Source organism: Parapedobacter koreensis (genome assembly GCF_900109365.1).
Classification (GTDB): Bacteria; Bacteroidota; Bacteroidia; order Sphingobacteriales; family Sphingobacteriaceae; genus Parapedobacter; species Parapedobacter koreensis.
This window is the reverse complement of record NZ_FNZR01000004.1, coordinates 151,586-176,127: the sequence shown is the minus strand read 5'-3', so window position 1 is coordinate 176,127 and position 24,542 is coordinate 151,586. Positions and strand designations below refer to the sequence as shown.

At 48.7% G+C, this 24,542-nt stretch carries 27 protein-coding genes; 10 read left to right on the top strand and 17 right to left on the bottom strand.

Annotated features, from left to right (window positions below; translation table 11 throughout):
- Window positions 1-38: 38 nt before the first annotated feature.
- The 3 genes from BMW65_RS12075 to BMW65_RS12065 form a co-directional block, all read right to left on the bottom strand.
- Entirely contained in the window at window positions 39-683 is a 645-nt protein-coding gene (locus BMW65_RS12075; protein WP_245747624.1) for a hypothetical protein, read from the bottom strand.
- A 21-nt stretch (window positions 684-704) separates the two neighbouring features.
- Complete coding sequence (locus BMW65_RS12070; protein ID WP_090605707.1) at window positions 705-1,361, bottom strand: hypothetical protein; 657 nt, start codon at window positions 1,359-1,361, stop codon at window positions 705-707.
- Window positions 1,362-1,524: 163 nt separating this feature from the next.
- A complete protein-coding gene (locus tag BMW65_RS12065; RefSeq protein ID WP_090605706.1) occupies window positions 1,525-2,292 on the bottom strand; it encodes a mechanosensitive ion channel family protein in 768 nt (255 codons plus the stop codon).
- A gap of 310 nt (window positions 2,293-2,602) precedes the next feature.
- Here BMW65_RS12065 and BMW65_RS12060 point away from each other — a divergent pair, with 310 nt between their 5' ends.
- Genes BMW65_RS12060 through BMW65_RS12040 form a run of 5 tightly spaced genes read left to right on the top strand, consistent with a single transcriptional unit; the run spans window position 2,603 to window position 6,974 of the window.
- The gene (locus BMW65_RS12060; protein ID WP_090605704.1) at window positions 2,603-2,854 is read left to right on the top strand and encodes a hypothetical protein; all 252 of its coding nucleotides are present in this window, start codon (window positions 2,603-2,605) and stop codon (window positions 2,852-2,854) included.
- Window position 2,855: 1 nt separating this feature from the next.
- The gene (locus BMW65_RS12055; protein ID WP_090605702.1) at window positions 2,856-3,245 is read left to right on the top strand and encodes a hypothetical protein; all 390 of its coding nucleotides are present in this window, start codon (window positions 2,856-2,858) and stop codon (window positions 3,243-3,245) included.
- Window positions 3,246-3,259: 14 nt separating this feature from the next.
- Entirely contained in the window at window positions 3,260-5,032 is a 1,773-nt protein-coding gene (locus BMW65_RS12050; RefSeq protein ID WP_090605701.1) for a carbamoyltransferase family protein, read from the top strand.
- Window positions 4,974-5,948: a glycosyltransferase family 2 protein gene (locus tag BMW65_RS12045; RefSeq protein ID WP_090605699.1), complete on the top strand. Its 975-nt coding sequence runs from the start codon at window positions 4,974-4,976 to the stop codon at window positions 5,946-5,948. Before BMW65_RS12050 ends, BMW65_RS12045 begins: the two co-directional genes overlap by 59 nt.
- A gap of 12 nt (window positions 5,949-5,960) precedes the next feature.
- On the top strand, window positions 5,961-6,974 hold the full coding sequence (locus BMW65_RS12040) for a glycosyltransferase family 9 protein (protein ID WP_090605697.1): 1,014 nt from the start codon (window positions 5,961-5,963) through the stop codon (window positions 6,972-6,974).
- On the opposite strand, the gene BMW65_RS12035 is transcribed toward BMW65_RS12040, so the two are convergent.
- From BMW65_RS12035 to BMW65_RS12015, 5 genes are read right to left on the bottom strand one after another with little or no spacing between them, the layout of a single operon-like run.
- A complete protein-coding gene (locus tag BMW65_RS12035; RefSeq protein ID WP_090605696.1) occupies window positions 6,918-8,021 on the bottom strand; it encodes a glycosyltransferase family 9 protein in 1,104 nt (367 codons plus the stop codon). The two genes, BMW65_RS12040 and BMW65_RS12035, sit on opposite strands and share 57 nt — an antisense overlap.
- Before the next feature lie 6 nt (window positions 8,022-8,027).
- Complete coding sequence (rfaE2, locus tag BMW65_RS12030) at window positions 8,028-9,515, bottom strand: D-glycero-beta-D-manno-heptose 1-phosphate adenylyltransferase (RefSeq protein WP_090605694.1); 1,488 nt, start codon at window positions 9,513-9,515, stop codon at window positions 8,028-8,030.
- A 1-nt stretch (window position 9,516) separates the two neighbouring features.
- The gene (locus tag BMW65_RS12025; RefSeq protein WP_090606011.1) at window positions 9,517-10,083 is read right to left on the bottom strand and encodes a D-glycero-alpha-D-manno-heptose-1,7-bisphosphate 7-phosphatase; all 567 of its coding nucleotides are present in this window, start codon (window positions 10,081-10,083) and stop codon (window positions 9,517-9,519) included.
- On the bottom strand, window positions 10,052-11,992 hold the full coding sequence (locus BMW65_RS12020) for a glycosyltransferase (protein ID WP_090605692.1): 1,941 nt from the start codon (window positions 11,990-11,992) through the stop codon (window positions 10,052-10,054). Before BMW65_RS12020 ends, BMW65_RS12025 begins: the two co-directional genes overlap by 32 nt.
- Before the next feature lie 10 nt (window positions 11,993-12,002).
- On the bottom strand, window positions 12,003-12,983 hold the full coding sequence (locus BMW65_RS12015; RefSeq protein WP_090605690.1) for a glycosyltransferase: 981 nt from the start codon (window positions 12,981-12,983) through the stop codon (window positions 12,003-12,005).
- A gap of 449 nt (window positions 12,984-13,432) precedes the next feature.
- Between BMW65_RS12015 and BMW65_RS12010 the strand changes: the two genes are divergently transcribed.
- Genes BMW65_RS12010 through BMW65_RS12000 form a run of 3 tightly spaced genes read left to right on the top strand, consistent with a single transcriptional unit; the run spans window position 13,433 to window position 15,100 of the window.
- A complete protein-coding gene (locus BMW65_RS12010; RefSeq protein WP_090605689.1) occupies window positions 13,433-14,080 on the top strand; it encodes a LuxR C-terminal-related transcriptional regulator in 648 nt (215 codons plus the stop codon).
- A 12-nt stretch (window positions 14,081-14,092) separates the two neighbouring features.
- Window positions 14,093-14,359 carry a hypothetical protein gene (locus BMW65_RS12005; RefSeq protein WP_177181103.1) on the top strand — a complete coding sequence of 89 codons (267 nt, stop codon included), beginning with the start codon at window positions 14,093-14,095 and terminating at the stop codon, window positions 14,357-14,359.
- A 12-nt stretch (window positions 14,360-14,371) separates the two neighbouring features.
- Entirely contained in the window at window positions 14,372-15,100 is a 729-nt protein-coding gene (locus BMW65_RS12000) for a DUF72 domain-containing protein (RefSeq protein WP_090605686.1), read from the top strand.
- An 11-nt stretch (window positions 15,101-15,111) separates the two neighbouring features.
- Here BMW65_RS12000 and BMW65_RS11995 read toward each other — a convergent pair whose 3' ends face one another.
- Window positions 15,112-15,840, bottom strand: coding sequence for an FRG domain-containing protein (locus BMW65_RS11995; protein WP_143053872.1), 729 nt, complete (start codon window positions 15,838-15,840; stop codon window positions 15,112-15,114).
- Between the two features lie 285 nt (window positions 15,841-16,125).
- Here BMW65_RS11995 and BMW65_RS11990 point away from each other — a divergent pair, with 285 nt between their 5' ends.
- Window positions 16,126-16,641, top strand: coding sequence for a ferritin-like domain-containing protein (locus BMW65_RS11990; RefSeq protein WP_090606007.1), 516 nt, complete (start codon window positions 16,126-16,128; stop codon window positions 16,639-16,641).
- A gap of 69 nt (window positions 16,642-16,710) precedes the next feature.
- Here BMW65_RS11990 and BMW65_RS11985 read toward each other — a convergent pair whose 3' ends face one another.
- The 8 genes from BMW65_RS11985 to BMW65_RS11950 form a co-directional block, all read right to left on the bottom strand.
- Window positions 16,711-17,067, bottom strand: a complete 357-nt coding sequence (locus BMW65_RS11985) for a response regulator transcription factor (protein ID WP_090605684.1) — start codon at window positions 17,065-17,067, stop codon at window positions 16,711-16,713.
- 41 nt (window positions 17,068-17,108) lie between these two features.
- Window positions 17,109-19,091: a PAS domain-containing sensor histidine kinase gene (locus BMW65_RS11980; RefSeq protein WP_090605683.1), complete on the bottom strand. Its 1,983-nt coding sequence runs from the start codon at window positions 19,089-19,091 to the stop codon at window positions 17,109-17,111.
- Window positions 19,092-19,250: 159 nt separating this feature from the next.
- The gene (locus BMW65_RS11975) at window positions 19,251-19,715 is read right to left on the bottom strand and encodes a DUF2383 domain-containing protein (RefSeq protein ID WP_177181102.1); all 465 of its coding nucleotides are present in this window, start codon (window positions 19,713-19,715) and stop codon (window positions 19,251-19,253) included.
- A 34-nt stretch (window positions 19,716-19,749) separates the two neighbouring features.
- Window positions 19,750-20,235, bottom strand: a complete 486-nt coding sequence (locus tag BMW65_RS11970) for a ferritin family protein (RefSeq protein WP_090605680.1) — start codon at window positions 20,233-20,235, stop codon at window positions 19,750-19,752.
- 27 nt (window positions 20,236-20,262) lie between these two features.
- Window positions 20,263-20,727, bottom strand: a complete 465-nt coding sequence (locus BMW65_RS11965) for a PA2169 family four-helix-bundle protein (protein WP_090605678.1) — start codon at window positions 20,725-20,727, stop codon at window positions 20,263-20,265.
- A gap of 115 nt (window positions 20,728-20,842) precedes the next feature.
- Window positions 20,843-21,073, bottom strand: coding sequence for a hypothetical protein (locus BMW65_RS11960; RefSeq protein ID WP_090605677.1), 231 nt, complete (start codon window positions 21,071-21,073; stop codon window positions 20,843-20,845).
- Between the two features lie 168 nt (window positions 21,074-21,241).
- Entirely contained in the window at window positions 21,242-22,438 is a 1,197-nt protein-coding gene (locus BMW65_RS11955) for a phospholipase D-like domain-containing protein (protein WP_177181101.1), read from the bottom strand.
- 90 nt (window positions 22,439-22,528) lie between these two features.
- A complete protein-coding gene (locus BMW65_RS11950) occupies window positions 22,529-23,683 on the bottom strand; it encodes a baeRF3 domain-containing protein (RefSeq protein WP_090605674.1) in 1,155 nt (384 codons plus the stop codon).
- Window positions 23,684-23,861: 178 nt separating this feature from the next.
- Between BMW65_RS11950 and BMW65_RS11945 the strand changes: the two genes are divergently transcribed.
- Window positions 23,862-24,542: a DUF421 domain-containing protein gene (locus BMW65_RS11945; protein WP_090605672.1), complete on the top strand. Its 681-nt coding sequence runs from the start codon at window positions 23,862-23,864 to the stop codon at window positions 24,540-24,542.

The following is a 24,542-nucleotide window of genomic DNA, read 5'->3' as shown; positions in this document are numbered from 1 at the left end:
ATTTTGATAAGTTTGCTTAATCTATTTCCTTTTAACCATTAAGTTTGTTCATTGTTTTGGGGTTTACTTACCAGACCGGCCACCAAGCTCTTCCATTGGGGATAGGAAAGCCCCAGCTTGGCTCCTATGCCCACCATCGCATTTCTCGCGTTGTCCACTACCGAATCGGTGTCTGTGTTGGTCACTTCATTCCTTCCGTGGTATCGGGCTATTACTTGGTGCCCCTGCCGTTCAACCACGATGGTGGAACTTGCCACATCTTTAAAGAAATGGGCAGTGTCGTCATTTAACTTTAATGGGTTGGCTGTTGGGCGGAGGGTTATTGAGCACATTTCGCTCGCTTGGCCATCGACTTCGTCGATAGCTTCAATCACGACCCAGTCATAACCGTCACCAGCCGACGGTCCCGGGCCGGGAATATCCACACGAATTTTATCGCCTTCTTCAGGGCGGGATTTTACCGCTTCGCCGCCATATTCATCTGTGAGTACAAACGTAGCCATGGGTATCTCGGCAATTTGGTACCAATTATTGACATCCAATAAGCGACGTTTTGCCAGCAGGAAAAAATTGCGCGCACTTTCTTCATCAGGCAGATCGATATGTGCATCCAAATCAACCTGCTTTCCAGTATGTTGCGGAGGCACCGATGCGCCGGCCGTTGTCTTGTGTGTTACCATCATTGTTCACCTCATTTTAAAGGGCTAACCCCGGGTTTCTGTAGGGTCATCTGACTGGATTTGCTTATCACCCAAGGGATCCCGTTCATCTACGGGCGGTACATCCTCCGGCTCCAAGGGGTTATTCGGATCGTCCCAAATCGGTTCGTCATCATCGCGCCTTGGGTCATCAAAAGGAGGCACCTCCACGTCATCATCCCCGTCTTCGTCATCTTCCGGCCCATCGTTGGTGTTATCAAAATTCTCCAAAATAGGGTTATTATCACCTCCGGCATCATCCTTCAGCGGATACCCTTCTTCATCCAGGTCACCGCGCTCATCCTCTGGCGTTTCGGCAAGCCGCTCGTCAGCTTCGTCCAGTTGGGTGATTTCATCGGCCGCAACCTCTGCATCCAGTTCTTCGAGTTCGCCTTTCAGATCGCTCCGTTTGTCCCGGTATTCATCAGGTGTATAAGGATTTTCCTCATCGTAGGTGGAATTGTCATCTTCCCCGTCCGGAGCAGCCGTATCATACGGATCGGGATGCTGGTATTCGGCATCTTCAGTCTCCGGATCTAATTCAAAGCTATCTTCCGCTTCGTTGAACCGCAAATCTTCGCCTGTTGGTTCACGCGTTTCATCTGTATCCGTTACATCGAGCGGAATTACAGGGGGTTTCTTTTGATTATCTGGTATCATCATTTTCTTTTTGTTTTAGTCAATCACATATTGCGCCAGTATAAGGATATGCCAACTTTTGAGGCTATCCAAAAGATTCCCGCTGGGGTTTCCTTTTGGAATATGAAGCCTTTTGGACGATCCTGTTTGCTTTTGTGGTTTATTTGTTTGCAAAAAAGCACACCCCTCAACGAAGTGATTTCATGGCCTGAAGCAATTTTCCCTGCACGGCCAGCCGTGTATCCGGATAGTCTTGCTCATCCACCCATACGGAAACTGAAATTTTGTATCCATCAGGCTCCAGTACGCTGATGCCTATGAGGTAATTCGTGTTTACCAGCAAATCACTTGTTTGATTAAGGGTATCGGTCAATACCTGCTTGGCGTGTTCGAAATCGATATCATACGATACTTTCAGTTCCATATCCAGTCTGCGCTTGCCGGCTTGGCTCATGTTGATGATGACTTCATTGGAAAGCTTGCTGTTGGGCACGATGACTGTGCGATAGTCACGGGTAAGGATGACGGTATAGAATAATTGGATGGAGGTTACCTCACCCTCCTGCCCCTGTGTGAAGATTAAATCACCTACGCGAAAAGGTTTAAGCATAAGGATAAGCACTCCGCTTGCAAAATTCTGTAAGGTACCCGATAGTGCCAATCCTGCCGCCACACCAAAAGCCCCTATCAATGCTGCAAATAAGGTCATCTGCAAACCCATCACCTGAATGACCAGCAGAATCAACAGCACCCGCAGTGCCATGACAATCAGGCTCGAAAGAAAAACCTCCAATGTAGGATCCCAATCTTTCTGCGTAATCTTTTTCTTTATCCATCCGGAAAGCATCCGAATCACCCACATGCCTACGACGAGCACCAGTACACCCAGTAGCACGCGTGGTGCTTGGTGAATAAACCAGTCTGTAAAACGCGTATATAACTTTTCAATTTCCATAATGATTGGTATTTGTTATTTATCATGCAAAAAGCTTACCCACTCCACACTGCTGGCGTGACGCATCGTCCTACTGTACTAAATACTGCATAATAGTGTCGCCATTTCAAAAACCCATGTTTCGTAATTCCGAAACGGTTAGTGTGGTAGTCGTGCCAACATAGACTATGTGGCAAGCAGCCGCAGCCGAGTTTGGTACGAAACGAGCGTTAAACACCTAAATGCCTAGAAACTGGGGAATCATGGCACCGTCTATGCAATCGTCAATACAAGTAAACAGTATTTGACAACCATTTAAAAGGAAACAATCATGGCACTACAAGAAAATCCCCAACACCGGGAAGGAGAAACCACCAAAGCAATAGAAGAACAGACCGCTAAACTGCCCTCGAAATTATTCCTATGCGCCGCATTAGCAGCTATGGGTGTATCCCTCGCGTTGAAATGCACGGGGCACAAACACACGGCTTTGTTCATCGGCCAATGGGCGGCGCCGTTTCTATTATTAGGCACCTATAATAAGATCGTGAAGACCCACGGCCACGACCAACAAGATAGTTAAGATGGGTCAAGGGGTAAATCGGCATAGCAAGGCATTGAGCAACGTATTCCTTTTCCAAGGAGCCTATTTCCTGATTACGGGGATATGGCCATTGCTCAATATGGAAAGCTTCATGGTGGCCACAGGTCCCAAGCAGGACACTTGGCTGGTGGAGATGGTTGGGCTATTGGCCGCGTCCATCGGGCTTACTTTTTTGGTAACCAGCCTGCGCAGGCAGCGCTTGCCGGTATTGCTTGGCTATGCGGCAGCATCGAGTTTCCTCATCATGGACATCCTGTATGTCGCACGTGGAGATATCAGTCGCATTTATTTACTGGATGCAGCCCTTCAGGCGATTTTTCTCACTGCGATGACCATTTTTATAGTCAAGAGGCCAAAACAGAATCGATAACCAGTGTTTTTATCATGTATACATTAGGAATCAACGCGGTCTTTCATGATTCGGCTGCTTGCATTGTCAAAGACGGGCAATTGCTTGCGGCTGTAGAAGACGAACGCTTTACGCGCATTAAACACGGGAAACGGCCTATTCCGTTTTCTACCTATGAATTGCCATTCCATGCGATTGACTATTGCCTTCACGTGGCAGGCATCCACCTGAAAGATGTAGACCAGGTGGTGTATTCGTTTGACCCTTATCTATTGATCGATGAGAAACAAGCTGCTAATCCGGACATTTCCATCCCTTTCCACCTTAAGGATTGGAACCCGGTCGACCCGCAACCTTGGGAAGGGCTGTTTTTATCATCCATTATCAACGCTCCTGCCCAGCTCGTTGATGGCTACCCCCATCACCTTCAAAAACGTTTTAAAGAAGCTAATCAGGCCGACTGGGAATGGCATTTCATCGAGCACCACCTTTCCCATGCTGCCAGTGCCTACCTACCTGCTCCATTCAGGGATGCGGCCGTGATGGTACTTGATGGGCGTGGCGAGGTGGCTACCACTTCCTACCATGTGGGCCAGCAACAAAGCCTCACCCGGATTGGGCAGGTAGACCTCCCTCATTCACTGGGTTTGCTGTATGAAGAAGTAACCAGCTACTTGGGTTTCTTGCGTTCTTCAGACGAATATAAGGTGATGGCGTTGGCATCATACGGCAAACCGACCTATATAAAAGATTTCAGGGACATGGTATGGCTTGGCGAACAGGGCCAATACCACATCCAGCAAACACAACTCGAAGCACGCTTCGGGCCCGCCCGGCTCCGGCATGCACCACTTACTAATCATCACTTCGATATTGCCCGGTCGCTTCAGTATGTATTGGAAGAAACCGTACTGGAGCTGGCACTGTGGCTGTATGGCGAAACCAAACAACGCCACTTAGCCATGGCTGGGGGCGTAGCGCTCAATTGCGTGCTCAATGCCCGTATTCGGGATGACGGACCATTTGAAAAGGTGTGGATACAACCAGCAGCAGGCGATTCGGGTACCGCATTGGGAGCTGCACTGTGGGCAGATGCCAAGCTACGGGACGAACATGAAAAGACGTTCGTGATGGACCATGCTTATTGGGGGCCATCCTACGGGGATGACGCAATAGCCGATTTTTTGGATAAAGCCAAGGTGCCCTATACACGGATGGAAAATGTTGCCGAGGAAACAGCCCAATTACTTGCGGACAACCGTATCATCGGATGGTTCCAAGGTGCGATGGAATATGGACCACGTGCGCTGGGCAGCCGATCCATCCTTGCCTCGCCCATGCTGCCGGAAATGCAGGCATGGCTCAATGAAGTAAAAGACCGCGAGGATTTCCGTCCGGTAGCACCGGTCGTAACCGAAGAAGACGCAGCACTATGGTTTATTGATGCGCAGCAATCGCCCTTCATGCTTTTTGTAAATCAGGTAGTTCCGGATAAGGCGGCCCGCATACCTGCGGTGAAGCATGTGGATGGCACTGCACGCATACAAACGATAAACCGCGAACAAAACCCATTGTATTACGATTTGCTGAAGGCCTTCGAACGGATTACCGGTATACCGGTATTGATCAACACCTCATTCAATACGGTAGGCCGTCCTATCGTTTGTAGTCCCCGGGATGCACTGGAATGTTTTTGGACATCGCCATTTGATGTATTGGTTATGGGTTCCTTTTTAATAGCAAAGCAATATGGAGACAAGGATATCCGTGGTCATTCCCACGTACAGGCGGCCACAGCTTTTGGTTAACTGCCTGGAGGCGCTTGCAAGTCAAACCCTCGATAATACAAATTTTGAAATCATTGTGGTAAGTGATGGTCCGGATACGGCAACCGGTGAGGCCGTCGCCCAATGGCATGCGGCAAATTCAGGGATAAACTGCCGTTATCTATCCACACCGGGTAAACAAGGGCCGGCGGCCGCCCGCAATGCGGGGTCGATAGCTGCATCGGCTCCACTCATCGCCTTTACGGATGATGACTGCCTCCCTGCGTCCGATTGGCTGGAGGCATTCTGCCGGCATTACCGCGGCGAGCCGCATATCGCTATGACGGGTGGTGTACAGGTGCCACTATCGCCCCGGCCTACCGATTTTGAATGGAATACGGCCCAGCTACAGGAGGCGGAGTTTGTGACGGCCAACTGCTGCTGCACAAAAGATGCGTTGCTCATTGTCGGCGGCTTTGACGAAGCATTCGGCATGGCATGGCGCGAAGATAGCGAATTGCAATTCAAGTTGATGATACAGGGCATTCCGATTGTACACGTTGAGGCTGCCCGCGTGCGGCATCCCGTACGTGCTGCTCCTTGGGGCGTAAGTCTCCGCGAACAAAAAAAGGGGCAATACAATGCGCTGCTTTACAAAAAATACCCCCGCCTTTTCCGTCAAAAAATCCAGCGACACCCTGTCTGGCATTATTATGCCACCGTACTGCTGTTTGCAGCGATGTGCACTGCACTGGTATTGGATTGGACGCCATGGTTTCAACTGGCACTTATCGGCTGGTTGCTCTGTGTGGCTGTTTTTACCTGCAAGCGGTTGCGCATGACCAGCAAATCAGCAAGCCACATTGCCGAGATGACCGTGACATCCCTATTGATTCCCTTCATTGCTATCTATTGGCAATGGTACGGCGCGATCAAATACCGGGTACTGTTATTTTAATCCCTAACAGCTATGCAACTTGAAAAAATCAATAAAATAGCAATTTTCCGCGCCCTGCAATTGGGTGACCTCCTGTGCTTCATACCGGCCATACGGGCCCTGCGTCGTCACCTGCCGCAAGCATCCATTACGCTCGTGGGACTGCCTTGGGCAGAGCAACTGGTGCAACGCTTTCCGATGTATTTTGATGCGTTTGAGCGCTTTCCCGGCTATCCCGGTCTTCCCGAACAGCCTTATACTGTACAGGATATGCCTCATTTCCTTGCACGCATGCAAGCCGGGAAATTCGATTTGGCACTGCAGATGCAAGGCGACGGCACACTGGTCAATCCCCTGGTCGAGCTGTTTGGTGCCACATATACCGCAGGATTTTATACCGAGGCCAGCTACCGCCCGCCCGGTGAGTTCTTCATTCCTTACCCCTCGCATGTGCATGAAGTGTGCCGGCATTTGTTGCTGATGCAGCACCTTGGCATTCCACACCAAGGGCTGGACTTGGAATTTCCCGTTACCGAGGAGGATTATGCAGCTTTTGAAACCCTTGGTCTACCGATACAGCCCGGCGAGTATGTCTGTATCCATCCGGGGAGCAGGGCGGCGTGGCGGCAGTGGCCCCCGGTGGCTTTTGCCAATATGGCCGATAAGTGTGCAGCACTTGGCTATGAAGTAGTCATCACTGGCACGGCCGACGAGATACCCACCGTCACACAAGTGGCACAGCTGATGCATTATACACCGATTATTGCGGCAGGAAAGACATCATTAGGTGCATTGGCCGTACTCATCAAACAGGCCAAAGCCATCTTATCAAATTGCACGGGGACATCACACTTGGCTTCAGCCTTAGGAACGCCAGGCGTCATCATCAGCATGGATGGGGAGCCGAGCCGGTGGCGGCCGATAAATAAGTCTGCTTTGGTGACGATTGACTGGATTCAGACGCCCGACCTGCGACTGGTGGAAGACACCTTAGTAAGCAAGCTGACGCTCCCCTTGGCTATCGAGCATTACCTCGATAGCGTTTAAGATGTCGTCAATGGTGGGCAGGTTTACCTGCTCACGGTATAAGGAACGATCCACATAACGTATCACTTCATTCCGGCTCCGGAGGCCATCATCCGTAATGCTATAGGAGAATAGCGTATGCAAGCAACGCCATGGCGTATGCTGCGGATTGGTACACGCATACAATACAACCAGTGGCCTTCCCAAAGCTGCCGCCAAATGGATGGTGGCCGTATTGACGGATACGACAAGGGCTGCCTGCCGGATGGCGGCCGCAAATTCCACGATATCCAGCAAGCCGCCGACGGAAAATGTACCTGCTCCGCAAGCCTGGTGCAAGTGATCGGTCAGCGTTCGCTCTCCGGCGCTGCCTGTAAATAAAATTTGCTGTGTAGGATGCGTAGCCAGAAAACGTTGTGCCAGCACCGCCCAGCGTTCGGTCGGGAAGGCCCTTTTGGGCTCACTCACTCCAGCATGGAAAATCACAAATGGACGCCTTACATCCACACCAATATGGGCCAGCTTGGCCATTACCAGGCTGTCGGCCCCTGTAGGCACGGCAATGGTGATCCGATCGTCATTGGAATAAGCGCCTATCCGCTCCACTAAATCCAAATCCCGTACGACCTGATGCCTGACTCGGGAGTAAGGCTCGTCATCGGGCACCCATTGCGTCAGCAGTTGATAGGGATTTTCGCGGCAATAGGCTAGCCTGCGCGGAATGCCTGCCGCCCAGGCCAGCATGGCCGTAGGCAATGGATTCTGGCTGTATACGGTAAAGATGATGCAGCCGTCAAAGGCGGCCTTTTTCAGTTGTAAGGCCAACTTATCCAGGTAGGCTGGCGAGATAGATGAAGTGTGCTTCACCCAGGGAAAGTTGGCCACCAGCGTCTCGTCCACTTCGGGCAATAGCGTTGCGCCCGCCGCGCCTGCTTCGGACGTTAGCAAGGTAATCTTGCTTCCAAAGTTCCGCTTTATCGCACGAATCGCCGGACTGCTCATCAGCACATCGCCGATATTGTCCGGACGCACGACCAGCAGGTTTTTACAGTTGTTCCAATTATTCATGAGCCGTCATATGATAGCACTTTTTACATGCGTATGTTCATAGATGCGCCGAATCAGTTGCGTGGTCGATCGGTCGGCCGTCAGTGGAATCAATTGTACCACACCACCGAGTGACTCCACCAACTTTGCTTCCGGCAACTCTGCTACTTGATAATCGCCACCTTTGACGAAAACATCAGGAGCCAACACCCCAATAAGCGCAGCAGGCGTATCATCTTCCGGATTCCCGAAGACGACTAAATGGTCTATACAACCCAGGCCCGCTAAGACAGACAGCCGATCGGCGACCCCATTGATAGGTCTTTCCGGGCCTTTGAGTCTTCGGATGCTATCGTCGTCATTGACCCCGACGATGAGTATATCGCCAAGTTTTTTTGCTTGTTTCAGGTAATTGACATGGCCGCTGTGCAGGATATCAAAACAACCGTTGGTAAACACGATACGACGCCCCATGCTTTTGTAGTAAGCGCGGATTTCCTGCAGGTGCTTCATTGAAGTCACCAGCTTCTGTTCGTTGTCCAGCTTGGCCAAAAGTTCCAGGCGCGTGCATAGCGATGTGGCTTCCTTTTCAATCGCCACGGTGGCCGCCGCAGTAGCCAAGGCCCCGGCCCTCCTGGCATCGGCGCCGGAGAGCAACGCCAGGGTACAGGCACTGACAAACGTATCCCCGGCCCCGCATACATGCGGGGTAGCTACCGGAATCGCGCCGATGTGGAAAACCAGTTTTCCGTTTTCAAACCAGAGCGAGCCGTCCTTATCCAACGTGAGTACCGTCCACTGTGCGCCGGTTTTTTGATAGAGGTCATCGCCGCATGCTTCGAGCAAAACCCTCCGGTCTTTTGTACTGCTTTCGTGGCCAAGAAGCTGCACCGCTTCCGCATAGTTGGGCTTCACCAAAGTAGGCACCAATTCCCGAAAAAGCGGTAGCCGCTTGGAATCCACCGCGATGAATTTAGGCTGCTTTTGCTTCAGTTGAATAAGGCTGTCGATGATAGCAGGTGTCACCACTCCCTTGTGGTAATCGGCGATAACCACGCCGTCGCACGCATCAAAATGCCGTTGCAAATGATCGATAAGCTGTCGCGCCGACGATTGGGAAATCGCTGTATCATCGCCCCTATCAAGCCGGACCAATGGATGGCCATCGGCCAATATCCGGGTTTTGACCAATGTAGATCGGGCCTTTTCCCGGATAAGGCAATCGGGCGAAACTCCGCTTTCGGATGCCAAGGCACATGCACGGTCGGCATCTGCGTCATCACCAATCACCGAACAAAAAATCACTTGCGCACCCAGCGCACTAAGGTTTGCAGCTACATTAGCCGCACCGCCCAGCACCCATCGGTCGGATTGAATATCTACCACCGGTACCGGCGCTTCAGGCGATAGCCGTGTACTGCCTCCTGCGATGTATTTATCAATGATAAAATCGCCAATCACCAGAATTGTCTTCTGCTCAAATTGTGCGGCGAACTGCCAGTTATGGGTTTCCATGTCAGGTGTTTTTTAGGATTAAATTTGCTGCTTCGCTGAAATTATCAGCGATATATGCAGGATGGCGGTATCCGTCTAACGGCTTTTTCCGCTCATGCCGGAGTTCGTCAATGAGCACCGTTTTGCAGCCTGCCCGGTTGCCTGCTTCTACATCATCGAGGATATCGCCCACCATCCAAGAGTCACCAAGGCTGATACCGTACATGACTGCGGCCTCCAATAGCAGGCCAGGCATCGGCTTGCGACAATGACATCGCTTTGTGTATGCCTGTACAGCGCCCTCGGGATGATGGGGGCAATAGTAGAAGCCTGCTAATGTCACGCCACTGTCGCTGAGCAGTTGCTGCAATCTGTCCTCCACACCGGCGAGTGCTTCCTCCCTGAAATAACCTTTTGCTACCCCGGCCTGATTGGTCACGACAAAAAAGGTATAACCCAGGGTACTAAGCTGCCGCAGACCGTCTGCCACACCGGCCAACAGCTCCATTTTGCTGGGATCGGCATTATAAGGGACGTCCCGTATCAAGGTTCCATCCTTATCCAAAAATATGGCTTTTTTGTTTGGCATGGTGTTTTGCTTTTCCATTTTGCTGATAAGGCAAATCGACGGCTTGGATCAATGACGACAATCCGGAAGCTTGGTGCTTTGCCGAATAATCCTCCAGCTTTTGCTCCACGATGGTGCAAAGCAGGTGGATGATATGAAGGTGCAGTTCTTGAATCCGTTGGGTGCTGCTGGAAGGCACGACGAGGTTGATGTCGCCCTTGGCCGCGGCCCGGCCGCCATCGTTACCCAGGAGTGCTACGCAAACCATTCCCAATTGCTTAGCCTTGTCCATCGCCTCCAAAATATTGGGTGAGTTGCCGCTGGTGCTCAGGCACATCAAGACATCACCCGGACGGCCGTATGCCTCCACCTCGCGGGCAAAGATATCGTCAAAGCCGACGTCGTTGGACCACGCCGTAAGCATCGCAGCGTCGGCCATCAAGGAAATGACAGGCAGCCCCACGCGATTCGGCAACTCAAACCGCCCCAACAATTCCGCGGAGAAATGAAGGCTTTCAGCTGCACTGCCGCCATTGCCGCAGACCAGCACTTTACCGCCTTTTGCAAACGTTTTTGCCAACATTTTTCCTGCACGCAATACAGTATCCGTAAGACTATCTGCCGACAGCCGGAAAATATCAGCTGCCTCCTGAAAGGCCCCGGCAATGACCTGCTTGTCGTCATTGGCATTGTCCAACTGCGCTGCGGTGAGACCCCGGTAGACTTCATCCATCTGCTGTGCTACCTTCTTCCACGTAAAGCATTCATTCACACGTTTTATTGCATTGTGCTGCATGTATATCCGCAAGTCGTCGTTTTTGAGCACGAGTTCGAGTTTGCGGGCAAGGGCCTCCGGATCTTTAGGCCTCACCAAAAAACCGGTCTTGCCATTGGCTACACTGTATTGGATTCCACCCACCTTGGCACCAATTACCGGCGTACCACACGCCATGGCTTCCAGCGGCGTGATGCCAAAAGGTTCATACCAAGGTGTAGAGACAAATACGTCGGCCGCGGAATAAAAATATTTTAGTTGTTCCCTGTTTTTCCGGCCCTCAAATGATATGGCGTCCGCTACGTCCAACACGCTGGCCATCTCCATCAGCCGCCTGTACTCTACGTCTGCATGGAGATGCGGCTTCTCATATTCGCCCCCCACAATGACCAGTTGGGCATCTATAGCGCTTCCCCGCAATTGGGCTAATGCCTGGATAACGGTATCAATGCCTTTGCGAGGCACCATCCTGCCCAATTGCAGAATGATCTTACGCGTGGGATGCAAATCCAACAACATCCGGGCATATGCCTTGTCTATCGGGTGGAATTCATGCGGACTAAAGCCACAGGGTACCATGGTAATTTTGTCTGCGTCAGCTTGGTACAATTGGATCAAATCCGCTTCATCTTGCGGGCATTCGGCAATGATGCCATCTGCGGCTTGCATGATTTGGGATTCCACATCGCAGCGTTCCACCGGAAATTTGTCCGTTTCCCGCTGGTGCATCAGCCTTACCTTGCCCAAGGCATGGAAGGTAACAACAAAGGGAATGCCCAAGCGTTCCTTGAGTTTCATGGCCACATAGCCCGACATCCAGAAATTAGCGTGCAACAAGGTGTACCGCTTTGGCTGTCTCGTCATGAAGGCTTCCATCGATTCCGTAAAGGCATCCATATATTGAAACAGTGTTTCTTTTGGCAATTGCTTGGGCGGCCCCGCTTCGATGTGCACGATCCGCACATCTGGAAGCCATTGCACTTCAATGGGTAGCTTTGGGTCATCCCTTCTGGTGAAAACATCAACGGTATACCCCAGAGTCGCCAGTTGCCGTGCAAGTTCGCCTACGTAAATATTCTGCCCGCCACTATCCACACCGCCGAGCATGGCCAGCGGTGAGGCGTGTTCACTGATTAATGCGATAGTCTTGTTCATGATGCGTTTTTTAGTAGCTATATGTTTTTGTGAATACACGCCTTTCGGCGACTTGGTGAAACAGCGTCGCCCATTCTTGTACAAACCGCTGAATACCGAACCGTTCCAGCGCATAGCGCCGGGCATTGGTGCCCATCGTTTTCGCGAAATCTTGGTTTTCCAGCAAAAATCTCATCTTGTCTACCAGTTGTAGGGGATCAAGATCCAAAAAACCGTTAAATCCATCCCGGACATGCCGCCCCATTTCCGTGGTGGCTAGGCCGATGATGGGCATTCCGTAGGTCATGGCCTCACATACGGCCAATCCCATGCTGGTGTAACGGATTGGGTTGAAAAAAAACCGGTATCTGCCCGCGAAAGCCGGCAATTGGGTATGCAACACTTCGGATAGTCCATATGGCTCGGTACCCATCCCCACCAAATCAAGCGGAACGTACTTGCGCAATTCGAGAAAAAGATCGAAACCCAGCATGCGGCCGCGCTTGGGCAGGTTGTTGATGACCACCAAGCCCTTTCTCAGCCCGCCACTGTACGTATGCCCCTGATCAACGACGCCGTGTTCAATAACGCGTGTGTCCAGCTTGCCATTGTCCCACATCAGCTTATTGAAGTGGGTCACATGCACCAAGGTGACATCACTTCCATAAGCGACGTGTTTACTATCCGTGGGATGCCCCCAGGGCGGATCATGTTGAAGAAAGATTTTCGGTAATTTGCGCTGGTCGGTTGACAACACTTCGTATTGGTCCCGCTCATAATTGTTTATCGTCTGGAACAGAATGAGATCGAGATCAAGCGTCTGCACCTCTTCAATATCCACTTCATGCACATTCAGACCAAACGGAAACGTGGTACCCCGCCCGCAATACCCTGCTGTGCGTCCATCATTTACCGGAATATAGAGGTCATAATTTCCTTGCGATAAGTAATACAAGTAGCTTCCGTGTATATGCCATGTAAAAATCCGTAATCGCCTCTTGCTTTTATTCATTTGCTTTTTTCCGTTAAACCTTTCAGAACACTTGTACCTGGAAACACTTGTATGTATTACCCCTTTGCGAACACCGTACGATATTGCATACATAAGATGAAGGATAATCAAAATCCAACAGCGTACACGACTCAAGCGGCATACCATGCCACCATTTATGGCCATAGTTTTTTCATACTTATCAGTTCATTAATCAGCAACACACTTAAATACTGCACGTTACTACAAACAACCATCGTCATTATAAGCATCAGACCAACGTCTGAAAACGCTTGGCTTGTTTTTGGGATAGTTTAGTTCGCCATTCTCCGATGTACTAAAAAGCATACTTCCTGTCGGCTATGGGAAAGTATGTTAAAAAAACTAAAACCTTTCCAACGGTTGAAACGTATACCTCTACGATTAAGAAGAAGGTTTAAACCAAGTTTAAAAGATTGAAGGTTAAGATTATGGAAAATTCAGCAAAAATCATTTGGGCCTCACCTCAGACACTCGCCCGTGACGGCATTATCGCACTTTTGGATCAAGAGCCCGATTTTACTTTTGCGGAAATTGTTTCCAAACGGGAGGATATTATACCAGCGCTGTCAACCAGGCCGGCAACAAACCTGTTGGTCATCGACCATGTTTTTTTGGAAGATGATCAAAAGTATCTGGCTACGTTGAAAAAAATCGCCCCACACATCAAGGTTCTGGTCTTATCGGGAATTGAATACGATGAGGATATCCTGAGTTTGATGAAATCCGGCGCAGATGGCTATATCGTGAACGAAGCCAACAAGGATGAATTGGTCTTTGCCATCAAGCACATCCTCTCAGGCAATACCTATATCTGTACAGCATTATACCTGAAGGTACTGGAATCCATGGCAGCTGTGGACTTTGGGAGAAAAGGCCAAGCTGTTGCATTTTCTCCACGAGAGGAGCAAATCCTCAAGCTCATATTAGAAGGTTATTCTAATCAAGAAATTGCCTATCAACTCTTTACCAACAAACGCACGATTCTCAAATACCGCGAAAGCCTGCTTCAGAAAACAGGAGCTCCAGACATTGGCACGGTCATCCGCATCGCGCTTCAACAGGGGGTACTGAATTAACGAAAGCTGGTGTTGAAAACAAAGTTGATCATGGAAAAATCGGACGAGCTCTTTGAAGTCAGGCTTGCGGATGGGCAATTTGGAGACAGGCCGCTCACGATACGGCCTGAGCAGACTACGGATGGCGTGCCTATCTACCATTGCTACACGAAAGAGACCTCCATCAGCCAGTTGCGGCAGGAGACCTCCGGGGAGTGGACACAGCTTTGGGGTGATTTGCAGCCCGATACCGTGCAACGCCTTGGAGAGGCTATTGCCCATTATAACCAGGGCGAATAAAATCAAATTGGGTTGGCAGCAGGCACCATTCATATTGGCACTTCAGGCTGGAGTTATAAGCATTGGAAAGCTACTTTTTATCCCGAAGGGCTGAAAGATAGCGGCCAACTGTCTTATTATGCACAACTATTCGATACGGTAGAGCTGAATAGTTCATTTTATCGGCTACCTATCGAGCGGACATTTCACAATTGGAAAGCAACAGCTCCGGATAAGTTCCTTTTTGCGGTCAAAGCAAACCGCTACATTACACATGTTAAAAAACTTCACGAGGTAAAGGAATATACGGTCGGTTTTGTACAGCGTGCATCAATTTTGGGCAAAAAGCTGGGCCCCGTTTTGTTTCAATTGCCCCCTTTTCTGAAAGAAGACGCCCACCTGTTGGCAAGCTTCTTGGCGGAGTTGCCCAAAGGACCTCGCTACACTTTCGAATTTAGGAATCCAAGTTGGTACCACCAGAACGTCTATGAAATCTTGGAGCGGCATAATTGCGCCTTCTGTATCTATGAATTGGCGGGCCACTTATCACCAATAGTAATAACGGCTGATTTTGCATACATCCGGTTGCATGGACCGCAGGGTAAATACCAGGGAAAATATAGCGATGGCACCCTATCGGAATGGGCGGCGCATTGCCGCACATGGCAGGAAGCCGGCATTGATGTGTTTTGCTATTTTGACAACGACCAACATGCCAATGCGCCGGCCAATGCGCAAACATTGAAAGCGATGACCACCTAATTGACGACCGCCTAATTATTGAAAAACTTCCATTGCAAATAGGCACAAAGCCCTTCCAGCTCCGGAAAGATGCTGAACGCATCTATGCCCAAACTGTGCAAGTCATCTACCATAGTTTCCACTGCTGCTTCAGGTACTTTTATCTTGATCATTTTGGCCCGGTAGTCTGCCATCTCTTCAAACCGTTGCTTACGTTTAAGCGCTTCGGTCGAATATACAGAAAATACGCCGGACTGATTGTTGATGCGCTGCTTAATAATACGTGGTCTGAATAATTTGCTCTCACTGACATCAAACGGGTGCTGATCACCTGTGTTGGGCAAGAAGTCGCCCGTTTCGGCTATAAATACCCATACTACAGCATACAATCCGGAGCGCTCCTCCGCAAGGGCCGAGCTCGTCGCAAACCAAAGGGCGGCTAATGCATTATCTGTCCAATCTAAAAACCGCGTGGGAAGCCCATAATGCTGGCCCAATGTCAGATAATCCCAATCATTCTTTACTTGAAAAGGATCGATGAGCAACGGATTGGCTCGCTTGAACTCACCCAATAAGGCTTGTTCTATCGCCAATAAATCCCCATTGCGCGGCACCAGTCTTAAAATTTTGGGAATAAGCGGTGTATCAGTTGCCTGGCCACGATATAAAAAGCTGCGCGTCATGCTTTCTACTTGGTATTTCTGCTTCAAGGCTTTTATAAAAAGCATGTAATCTACCAATGAGTTTATCTCTTTTTCCATTAGGATATGTCCAACTTACCTTTTTGTCAATAAAAAATATATTGCCAAACTTCAGGGATAAGGAATGCACGCCCCATGCTAAGCTATGCGGATTAAAATGAAGACCGAGAGTCGGTAGAAACAGACATCTATACCATGAAATAGGACACCTATTTGCGACCTCATTGAGCTACACATCCGCTTAACGGCTGTAAAAACAGCTATTGGTGATAAGTAGCCGAAATACTGCCGGTATCGGCATAAAAAATGAACTATACACCAACGAAACCAAATGAATTAAACATCATGGCAAACAAAGCAAGAAATCAATCGAACATGCCCAATGCGCATCTTCATGAATTATTTGTAGACGAACTGAGGGATATCTTAGGTGCCGAAAAGCTTTTGCTTAAAGGCTTGAAGAAAATGGCTACAAAAGCAAATAGTGAGGGGTTAAGATCAGCATTTGAGGAACACCATGCACAGACCGAACAGCATATTGAGCGGTTGAAAAAAGTATTTGCATCGGTAGACCTATCACCGAGGGCCAAAACGTGCAAAGCGATGGAAGGCCTCTTAGCAGAAGCCGAAGAAATCATGGAAAATTTTGAGGACGCCGACGTATTGGATGCTGCGCTGATTGCGGCGGCCCAGAAAGTGGAGCATTATGAAATAGCCAGCTATGGATGCTTGGTCACGTATGCCAACTTAATGGACCACCGAGAAGCAGCCGATTTGTTGAGCCAAACGTTGGAAGAAGAGAAAGATACGGATGTAAAACTGACGGAAATCGCCATGGAAGAAGCAAATGTATCGCAATGATGCTTTTGCAAATAAGAAAACCCACGTTCCCCGCCCCCTTTGCTCATTACGCAAAGCGGGGCTTTTTACTCAACTTAACTGTCGCGCTACTTCGTTAAGGAAAGTTTTGATATCAAAGGGTTTGCTAATGAATCCATCGGCTTTGCTTGCCTTAGCATCATGTTTGTAATCCTCATACGCAGACATCAGCAACACGGGAATATAGCGGGTAGCTTCATCGGCTTTCCACTCCCGGCAGATATCCAAACCATTGCCATCCGGCAGCATCACATCAATAACCAACAAATCAGGCAGTTGGCCACCGTGTTGCCTAAAAGATGCGATATTGCTAAACACGACTACATCATAACCTTGTTCAGTCAAGAGGAAAACAATAAGTTCGCCAATATCGATGTCGTCCTCTAAGACATGGACTGCTTTTTTCATGCCCCGCAAGTTAAAAAAATTGGCTATTAATTACAACTTGATCATAATTCTTGTTCCCGGGGGATGGAAAAATAAAAGGTAGACCCTTGCCCCAATTGGCTATTGACGCCTATATGGCCGCCATGGCGTTCAATAATTTCTTTACTCAAGTATAAACCAAGTCCCAAACCCGTCATTTTCGAGGTTCCCTCTACTTGGTAAAACCGGGTAAATACTTTCTCCTGTTGATCACGGCTCATTCCCATACCTTCGTCCTTGACCTGTACACTTACTTCGCGGAGAGAAGACTCAAGCGTCACATAGACGTTATTTGCATTCGGCGAGTATTTGATGGCATTCGTAATCAAGTTAATGATGACCTGTTCCATGCGTTGCCGATCGGCGATGACCGTATAGTCACCATGGATATTATTGACAAAAATGGTATGTGTCTGGCTGCTGAAATGGAACGTTTCCACCACATCGAGCACCATCTCACTCATGTCAAAACGTTCAAAATGAAAACTCAATTTGCCTGCCTCGATTTTAGAGATATCCAGTAATTCGGCAATAAGCGCGTTGATCCGTTCCAATTGTTTCAGGGCCTTGGTAAGAAACCGGCGCCCCACCTGGTCTATTTCAGACCGTTCCAATATTTGGAGATATCCCTTGATCGTGGTCAAAGGTGTTTTAAGTTCATGGCTCGCCAATGCGATAAATTCATTTTTCTTGAGGTTTAACGCGTTCACTTCTTCAAACAAACGGGCGTTATCCAGGGTCACAGCAACCAGCGAAGCGATATTCCGCATCATGTCTTCGTCTGCGGTCTTGAAAACCTCAGCTTGCGCATAACCAAAAAACATGGCTCCAATTAACAACTTGTCAGCAGCCCGGATAGGGATGGCCAAGCAGTGCCGTATGCGGGGAGCTTTGGCGCCTTCTTTCGTGTTAAAAAGTGAAAGAATATGTGCGGCCTCGCATACGTCGTCAAATTTCACAACATTCTCCCCTGCAAATATGGTGTGGATAATACCCTCATCCAAATGCAGGTTATCATAGTCGCCCCCATTTCCATGCGCCGCCACTGAAACGGAGAGCTTCGACGACCCCAATTCGTCCGAAACCCGATAGAAACAAAGCCCCACATCGGCCGAAGCAAGATGGGTAGTAGAGTCGATGACCGTTTGGATAATGGAAGGGGTGTCAAGCTTTTCAGAGATCACCTTTCCAATCGCGTGGAGCGTTTCCAGTTTCTGTGCATGAAACTGTATGGTTTGCTCCCGTTGAATTTTGTCGGAAATATCCCTCGCAATCTTGGATGCACCGATAACCTGGCCTTGCTTATTGCGCATGGGAGATATCGTGAGCGAGATGGGTATCTCTTTGCCAGACTTGGTACGTCTGATAGTTTGGTAATGATCGACTTTTCTGCCCGCCTTGATTTCGCGAATAATAGTTTCTTCTTCTGTACGAAGATAGTTGGGGATAAGTGTATTGATGGACTTGCCAATGATTTCCTGCTCGCTATAGCCGAAAATTCGCTCTGCCCCGGTATTCCAGCTCATAATGATTCCTTCCAGGTTTTTGCTTACAATTGCATCATCGGATGATTGCACAATTTCGGAAAGCATGGCTTGCTTTTCTTCATATTGCTTATATTCGGTGATATCGACCAAGGCAGTGTACACACCGATAAGATCGCCCGTGGCTGCGTATATAAGTTTAGGAAACACCAGTACAATCCGTTGCGTGCCATCAGGACGTTGAATGACAAGCTCTTCACCGGTTCTATCTTCTTTGCCGGCAAGTACCATAGCCATCGGAGATTTTTCAGCGGGCATCGGCCGCCCATCAACATAAAAAATTGCAAATGCTCCGGACCACCTTTCTTTGCCGATTTCCGGTTGCCGCTCCCAAAGCGATATTGCGGCAGGGTTATATGCTTTTAAGAATCCGTCTTTATCACAGAGATAACCTGCTATTGGCGAGGCAAAAAACAATTCCCTAAAGATCTGGTTGTCAACTTCTTTACGCACTTTTTTCATCCAGAAAGGTAGTTTTCATGGAAGAAAATAACCTCAATAGTTAACCGACACGTTCTCCCATGTTATAGCAAAAGTACGATTGTTTTAAGATATCCCAATACTTTGGTATGTTAATTATATCACAATGATGATAATAGCTACCATTCCTGGGAATGTTTGTTAAGCAAATTGATGCGTTTTATACAATTGCTTGTATTGGCGATAGAACATTGACAGTTCATTTTTTTGCCGGGTAATTAGGTCTTTAGAAGACGGTACTATACCGGTCTGTTTTTCTGCATATTGGTAAGCTTTAAGTAATGCCCGCTCACCGGTGTTAAAAAATTCACTTATAGACAAGGCGTCCTTCTCGGCAAAAGTGGATTTGACGATATTCCAAGTCCTAAGGATGGTGCCTGAAGGATTGCCCTTCACTGGAAGGTCGTGGGCCAAGGCCACAAATTCCAGCTCCAAATCTTCTTGTAGACGTTGTCCCTGTCCAATAATCTGCTCGAATACCATGTTCAATTCCGCATCGGCCTTATCAGCAGGTCCTTCAAGCACGGCTTGGTAACTCCAAATGCGTTGCCCATTCACTTCTATCAAGTCATTGAGCACTTCCAATGTTTTTTTCAGCTGATTCATGTCGCATTGGCCATACGTTTTTAACATCTTTTTTTCACGAGACGGCTGCCAACTGATGTTGCACGGCTTGCCCCTGAAGTGCACCGAAGTGTGTTATCCAGTCCCGTGCAGCTATCACTTCCCGTTTTTGCCGGTTGATGATTAACCTCAATGAAGACTGTAGGCCTTCCGTACCTTCTACACTATGATATGCGATGAGCAGGGCATTTTCTCCGGACTTACATTTGTCCAAAGAATAACTCGGCATTCTGCTCGAAAAAACCGCTTTTACAACGGACCAAGCCAGGCCAAACTTACCTCCCGTTATCAATCGGGTCTCCGCTAATCCCAGTTGCGCCCCGATATCAAGCAATTCCTGCTTCATCATCATGCTCTGCTTGATGAAAGCCTCAAATAACGTGACCAGGTGCTGCTCTTCTGTGGTAAGCCTGTTGAGTAAGGTTTCATAACCGTTTATTCGTTCGCTATGGAATGCCACCAAATCCCGGAGGCATTCCACTGTTGTTTTTAGGTTTTCCATTATTGTGTTGATTATTTTTATGCTTGTTTATCCCATGGCCTTTTCCCGGTCTCTCAATTGTTTGATTTGGTCGTGTGAAGCCAACAATTGTGTTTTCTGACTAGAAATAAGTGCTTTTGCGGCAATGGACACATCCTCCTCTTGCCCAGCTTGCCGGTAGGCTTTTTGCGCTGCATCTTCACCATATTCGCAACTCTCCAATACAGCCCGCCGGTCATCTACAGCGAAGGCTTGCCGGATATCCATCCATGCCCGGTAAATCTTACCTGAGGCCGTGGTCTGATCATCTGCCCGATTTTCCCAGGCACTGATGTGTTGCTGCAATTCCACTTTTAGTCGTTCGCTTTGTTCTATCAAACTGCTGAACAATGCTTTGAGATCGACGTCGGCAACCGGCAATTCAGCGATTGCCTTTTGATAACCCGCTATTCTATCATTATTTATTTTAATCAAATCGTTCAGTACTTCTGCCGTTTTCTTCAAATCTTCCATTTTGTTTCTCCTTTCTTTAGTAGATAGCTTGATTTTGGCCGTTACTTGGCCTCTTCTACGGTGTTGACAATCAATAATCGCTATTGTTTGAAAAAATTTTCGCAATCTTTGGGCCTTACGAATTATATCGCGCGTAGGTACGCAATGCCCTGCCAATGGCCGACACAATCGCTGGATGAATATCGTCATCGACCACTTGCCATGAGCCGTTTTTCTCTAAGATCACAAAAGAATCCCTTGCTGATCCAATGATACGCCATCCTTGTTCGCCGTTGTAGTCTTCAGGTTGGGCCAGCAAGGAGAGTATTTCTCCCGTGATAGGTTCTTTTACCGTAATTCGCTTCATGATTTCATAAAATTAACTGATGTAATTGAGGAACGATAACCATTCCAGTTGGCCAAAATAAATGTCATTAGATTGTTGGCCGTCCGTTCCGTAGGCCATTTTGAAGAACGAATTGCCTTTTCTGTACATCGAGTCGCTTTTTTAGTACAGCGGAGATGACTGTGGGCTTCAGCTCCTGCGGTACTTTTCCTGTTTCATGTAAAATGTACCCAGAAAGAAAACAACACGCAAAACTTTAAATGCCAGCCAACGGATGAGCCGGTTTAGCAGCGAGCTTTTCGCCGCAAAATCGTCGGCCTGTACCCGCTGGCAATGATTTTCCATGATAGCGACCAGCTCTTGAACAGTCCGTTGTACAAAAGCTTTTCCCCGCACATCAAGATTTAGCTCCACACTCACGCGTGCGCTGAGATCATTCACATTGAACGAACCAATGGTCATCCATTCATCATCGCAGGTAGCGAGTTTGCCATGGAGCATGCTTCCTGTATATTCGTATATTTCGACCTGATGCTGCAAAAGCCACTCGTACATGGATCGTTCGGCATCCTTTACCAAGGGGACATCCATGCGGCTACAGACGATCAGTTGTATGGTCACACCACGCTTTACCGCTGCGCTAATATCCCGCCGGACAACAGTACCTGGCAAAAAATAGCTGGACAATAGGATGACCCGTTTATTGGCTTTGCGGAAAATTTCCCTGTACGTGCGGGTGATATCGTATTTGTGACGCACCCAATCGTTGCGACGCATACGGACAGCACAGGTGCCCTCATGGCCAAAGTCTAACTGGGCAGCAGTTGGCTTGCATCGCTCCGGCATAGGTTTAACACGCTGTAAATTCTTCCACATCGTCCAGCATAGTTCGCATAGATTTACGGCAATTTCACCTGATACGCATAGGGCAAAATCCAACCAAGCGGGTTTCCCCGGCTTGTCATTGTACCGGTCACCGATGTTTGCCCCCGTTACCACCGCATAACGGGCATCTACAACCAACACTTTTTGATGCATCCTGCGACCGATGTAGAAATGTTTGCTTCTGAACAACGGCTCGAAAACGCGGAAGTGGACACCGTTTTCAGCAAACTGGGAAGTAAACGTCCGTTTCAACCCCTGCGAACCATATCCATCGACCAGCACGTAAACAGCCACTCCCCGCTTCGCCGCGGCTATCAATGCATCAGCAACCAATTGGCCCGTCTCGTCCGCCTCGTAGATGTATACCTGTAAGTGGATACACGCTTGCGCGTGTTCAATGAGTTGAATCAATAAGGAAAAAAACGTTTTGCCGCCGGTAAGCAACCTTACGTTATGATTTGGGAAATAGTCTCGGCGATTCAGTGTGTTATTAGTTGGCATCGTTGGTTTATCAGCATCCATGCATCCTGCTCAACAAATAGGGCGAATAGTTGTTTGTAAGAAAGAACTCATGTACCGAATAAGAAACCGTTAAAATCGGTTGACGGAAGCTGCGCCCGTGGTTGAAGGCATCTTGCCTTTGGGCACAATCCATACTTCACCGCCAAAATGCAATACAAGTTCCGCGAGATCGTCCAGCACATCGTCAACCAGGTTATCCGTATTATCCGCGTGGTAAAGCACATTATTCCTATCCACGATGCGGCCACGGATGATGCGGTCTTCCTCAAGCAGTAAGGTTGCCACTTTACCGTCAAACGCATCTTTTACAAGCTCATCAAGCTGATCAGTACCGAGCCGTTTAGTGGTAGCATGCCGGTACTCCCCAATGATATCATTCAGTCGTTTATTATAATAGGGCTCGAACACGTTCCAAGCAGCTTCCCGCAAGGCTTCATTGGATAATGCCCCTGCGTTGATTTTTATCCCTTCTTCCATCAGCTGCCTGTTGCGGCTTACCTGCCTGAAAAGGTGCTGGTGTTCCGGAAGCGATGCCAGGATGAGTGGAAGCCGCGTAGGGATGGAGTACCTGGCCATGACCGCCCGGTCAACCGCCCTAAAAAATTGCTCCATGTCATTGTCGACATCCGTTTTTTTCAGCCCGTGATTTTGCGCGACATCCCATTTTTCGCCGGTGGCTGTACGATAGGCTGCCAAGGTAGCGTGCAGATCGCGCAGCTCGTGATCCAGCGCATCAATCATCGACTCGGGCACGTTTTCCTGCGACAAATCGATTTCATCCAGCTGGTACCGATCGCCTTCAAACAGTTGTGCGGTATTCGTACTGAGCACCAATACGTGGTAGCGGTCGCCGCTTTGCAGGTATTTCAATAACGGCTTGGTATGGGCGCTGTCTGCCACAATGGCCAGGGGCTGCACCGGCCTACGCAGCCGGTATACATCGAATGACTCCCGCGTCGCAAACACCGCCAGTCCTTCTTTGGCATGTTGCCAAAACCGGTAGTCATCGGCTAATGCCTCAAATTTGGAAAAAATATGCTGTATGTCTTTATCCCGATCATATTCGGCCTTTACCGACCTAAATTGCTGGACCAATTCCTTGAATAGGTGTGGATCCTGCACGTTGTCAGGATGTGTACGATGGGTAGGCATATACACGGAAAAAACAGGGGCCTCATGATATCCCATCAGTGTATCGAGTTGTTTTTCGGTTAACGTTGCCATAATTTTTTTCTTTAAGCGTTCCACCAATATCGTGTAGTCAAACGTGACTGCTTTCTTTATTATATTAAACAGCCATCGCCGCTAATTGTTGGATATTTTACGATAAAACATTTCATCCCAATGAATTGTATATTCCAAGAAACTTGATGTTTGTCAGCTGATGTAACTGGTGTAAACCATGGATTGGGAACGTATCTTTCTGTACGATGTAGACGGTCAATTTGCCCTCGAAGTCGTTTTACGCACGACCATTATGTTTATCGTCGTCATGGCCGTTCTCCGGCTGTCTGGAAAGCGGGGTGTGCGGCAACTGTCGGTCTTTGAGCTGGCAATCATCCTGAGTTTAGGTTCTGCGGCCGGTGATCCCATGTTCTATGATGATGTAGCGATCGTCCCTACCGTGCTGGTCTGTGCCACGGCCATTGGCCTATACCGCCTGATTACTTGGTTAATGACGAAAGACGAGCGGTTTGAGCGGCTGCTGGAAGGTCAGCCCGTATATATTGTAGAGGATAGTGTCCTGATTATCAAGGACGATGCTAAAGATAGTCTCTCGAAAGACGAGTTCTTTGCCGAATTGCGAGACAAAGGCGTCGAGCACCTTGGCCAAGTCCGGGCTGCCATTTTGGAGACTAATGGAAGCATGAGTGTTTTTTTCTATCCGGAAGACGAGGTCAAATATGGATTACCGATTTTACCGCGCGCCTACCGAGAGCATGTAGACCACATCAAACAAGAAGGTCTATATGCATGTATCTATTGCGGTACATTACAACAACTGGCACCCGGCAGCCATCACTGCAGCCGCTGCGATCACCACGAATGGGTGCAAGCCATCAATAGCAAACGGGTAAGTTAG